This window comes from Streptococcus suis, from assembly GCF_002960445.1.
Lineage (GTDB): Bacteria > Bacillota > Bacilli > Lactobacillales > Streptococcaceae > Streptococcus > Streptococcus hyiners.
Genome location: NZ_POJD01000164.1, coordinates 1 through 345, shown reverse-complemented (window position 1 = coordinate 345; position 345 = coordinate 1). Strand labels below are relative to the sequence as shown.

General features: G+C 33.0%; 1 protein-coding gene. It reads left to right on the top strand.

What is annotated here, in order from left to right:
• On the top strand, positions 1 to 345 hold a 345-nt coding region (locus C1G53_RS06825; protein ID WP_153046666.1), incomplete at both ends, for a family 1 glycosylhydrolase.

The following is a 345-nucleotide window of genomic DNA, read 5'->3' as shown; positions in this document are numbered from 1 at the left end:
GATCTTTGGGCGGCTCATGCCTATGAAAATTTGAACTATTTATTTTCGGATATACATGTTAGAGGATATTATCCTAATTATGCCAAAAGATACTTTAAAGAAAATGGCATAAAGATTACTTTCGTGGAAGGTGATGAAGAGTTATTAAAAAATAATACGGTTGATTTTCTCTCCTTCAGTTATTATATGAGTATTACTCAGGCAGCAGATCCATCAAAATATTCATCTGGAAAAGGAAATATCTTGGGTGGTTTGGTCAATCCTTATTTAGAAGCTTCTGATTGGGGTTGGCAGATTGATCCAATTGGTTTAAGATTGACACTAAATCGTTATTATAATCGATAC